Source organism: Pseudonocardia asaccharolytica DSM 44247 = NBRC 16224 (genome assembly GCF_000423625.1).
Taxonomy (GTDB): Bacteria; Actinomycetota; Actinomycetes; order Mycobacteriales; family Pseudonocardiaceae; genus Pseudonocardia; species Pseudonocardia asaccharolytica.
Window position 1 is genome coordinate 1 of the sequence record NZ_AUII01000073.1, and the last position, 1,115, is coordinate 1,115.

The 1,115-nt window shown below is 76.8% G+C and carries 3 protein-coding genes; all 3 read right to left on the minus strand.

Features of this window, described 5'->3' with window-relative positions:
* Positions 1-335: hypothetical protein (locus G567_RS31435; protein WP_037058185.1), on the minus strand; the 335-nt coding region annotated here is incomplete at its 3' end.
* Positions 322-576, minus strand: a complete 255-nt coding sequence (locus G567_RS0125120) for a hypothetical protein (protein ID WP_147201372.1) — start codon at positions 574-576, stop codon at positions 322-324. The genes G567_RS0125120 and G567_RS31435, both read right to left, overlap by 14 nt.
* On the minus strand, positions 573-845 hold the full coding sequence (locus G567_RS0125125) for a hypothetical protein (RefSeq protein ID WP_028932074.1): 273 nt from the start codon (positions 843-845) through the stop codon (positions 573-575). The genes G567_RS0125120 and G567_RS0125125 overlap by 4 nt, the downstream gene beginning before the upstream one ends.
* Positions 846-1,115 lie beyond the last annotated feature (270 nt).

A 1,115-nucleotide genomic window follows, 5' to 3' on the forward strand; every position in this document is an offset into this window, starting at 1 on the left:
AGCGCGACCTCGGTGGCGACCTCGGCGGCCAGAGCCGACCAGGGCATCGCCGGATGCTCGCCGTGGAGCGCGACCGCGGCCGCGGCGGCGGCGCGCCACTGCTCGGCCCGCTCGGCGCCCTGCTGGCCGTGCGAGGTCTTGGTGATCAGGGTGAGCGGCCGGGCCCGGCCGGCGCCCAGCGGCGCCCGCGGGGCGGGCCAGCGGCCCAGCACGGCCGGGTCGGTCTTGGTCAACGCCCCGGTCCGCGGGGTGGCCGGCAACAGCTGGCGGACCAGGTCGGTGATCCGCCGCTGGTGCAGCGCGGCCTGCCGGGTGAGCCGGTCACCGGCCCGCACCCGCCGATCCAGCGCCGCGGCGGCCTCGGTGTCGGGCAGCTCGATCGGGTGCCGGCCGGCCGGGGCCCGCAGCGGCAGCCGGGCCAGCCCGATCGGCGTCGATGCCGTTGGACTTGGCGTGCCGGGACAGGAACCGGCGCAGGTCCGCGGCCTTCGCCGAGGCCACCCGGAACACCCGATGCCCGCGTGCGGTGGCCAACACCGCGATCGGCAGCCCCGCCGGCCCGGTCGGCTCGATCACCACCTCCAACCGCGGCCCGCCGGTGCCCCCGCCCGCGCGGCGGCCTCGACCGCGGCCAGGCTCTCCCCCGTCGGGCGGGCCCGGCGCCGGCAGACCTCCCCGCCGCGGCCGTCGAGCACCCGCCCGGTGTGGTCGCTGGCGATGCCCAGATCGATCCCGACCAGGCGCCGCTCCTCCGTATCGTTGATCATCACGCTCTCCTCGTCGTCACACCAACCGGTGTCCCCCGGGCCGGCCACGACGGGCTGCGCGATCACTCCGACGGTCACAGTCCCACGCTCTGCGGGCACCGACCGGTGGCTCCCGGTGACGGCTCCCACGCACGTGCTGCAAGCGGGCCCGACCTCAGCCAGGCGTCGACCCACTTCCCTCATCCGGGCCATCCGTGACCGGGCCAGCGGTGGCAATCAGACGAACGGGACCCCGCCTCCCGGCGGCTCCCAGAGGGCGAGCTCGACGCCACCCACCGGACCAGCCGGGCCGCTCATGCCACCCGAGACCACCGGCGCGATCAACACCGAAGGTCCCTTACATGAGGG